The 1328-nt window shown below is 59.3% G+C and carries 1 protein-coding gene; it reads left to right on the top strand.

Annotated features, from left to right (window positions below):
• The first annotated feature begins 71 nt into the window (after positions 1 to 71).
• Positions 72 to 1291 (top strand): IS3 family transposase gene (locus tag HX851_RS31980; RefSeq protein ID WP_439899243.1). Its coding sequence is split into 2 segments (ribosomal slippage): positions 72 to 417 and positions 417 to 1291, totalling 1221 coding nucleotides; the frame shifts between segments, so codons are not numbered across the junction.
• The last annotated feature ends 37 nt before the right edge of the window (positions 1292 to 1328 follow it).

The raw sequence follows: 1328 nt of genomic DNA, 5'->3' as shown, positions 1-1328 counted from the left end.
CTGAACGAGCCCCATGAAAGACAGGACACCGTTTCCCCCTTACGATAAGGGATAGGCAAACGGTTATGTTTATGACTAATAGCAACGACAAGAGTGGGGAGCTTTTGGGTCAGGAGCGGCGGCGCCGCTGGAGCCCGGAGCAAAAGCTGGCCATGGTTCGCGAGAGCCTTGAGCCAGGACAAAGCGTGTCGGTCGTCGCTCGGCGCCACGGCATCAATGCCAACCAGTTGTTCCTGTGGCGCAAGCTGTACCAGGACGGCAGCCTGTCGGCGGTCAGTGCTGGCGAAGCCGTGGTGCCTGCCTCCGAGCTGAGCGATGCGCTCAAGCAGATCCGTGAACTGCAACGGATGCTGGGCAAGAAAACGATGGAAGCAGAAATCCTCAAAGAGGCCGTGGAGATCGCCCAGTCGCGAAAATGGATTGCGCACTCACCCTTGTTGCCGGGGGACGACCAGTGAAGCTGGTCAGTGAATGTCTCGGTGTGGCGCGCTCGCAATTAACGGTTCGAATCAAACAATCGGTATCGACCAAGACACGGCGAAGCAGGCCTGTGAACGATGCTGAGTTGGTAGTTGAAATCCAGCAACAGGTCAGCGAACTGCCCAGCTATGGCTACCGTCGGGTCTGGGGATTGCTGCGTCGTGCACGTGAAAAGCGGTCGCTGCCGGCGATCAACGTGAAGCGGGTTTACCGGGTGATGCGTGATCACAACCTGCTGCTTGAACGCCGGATCAAACAACCCGGCGTGCCGCGTCGGCACGAAGGCCGTATTGCGGTGCAAACCAGCGATACGCGTTGGTGCTCGGACGGCTTCGAATTCCGTTGCGAGGACGGCGCCAAACTGAGCGTGACCTTCGCCCTGGACTGCTGTGATCGCGAAGCCATCGGCTGGGTCGCCAGCCCAACCGGGTACAGCGGCGATGACATCCGCGACTTGATGTTGGAAAGCGTGGAGAAGCGCTTCGGTGATCAACTGCCTGCAACGCCTGTGCAGTGGCTCAGCGATAACGGTTCGGCCTACACCGCCGAACAGACGCGCCTGTTTGCTCGACAGATCGGCTTGCAGCCGGTGACCACACCGGTGCGTAGCCCACAGAGCAATGGCATGGCAGAGAGCTTCGTGAAGACGATCAAGCGTGACTACGTGGCGCACATGCCCAAGCCGGATCGAGAAACGGCGCTGCGTAACTTGGCCATTGCCTTCGAGCATTACAACGAGCAGCATCCGCACAGCGCCTTGAACTACCGTTCACCGAGGGAGTTCAGGCGCTTGGCAGTGGCATCAATTTAACGGGGAGTTGGTGTCCGGTTTGGTAGGGGCAAGTCCA

The organism is Pseudomonas gingeri (assembly GCF_013385635.1).
Taxonomy (GTDB): Bacteria; Pseudomonadota; Gammaproteobacteria; order Pseudomonadales; family Pseudomonadaceae; genus Aquipseudomonas; species Aquipseudomonas gingeri_A.
This window is presented reverse-complemented; position numbering and strand designations above follow the sequence as displayed.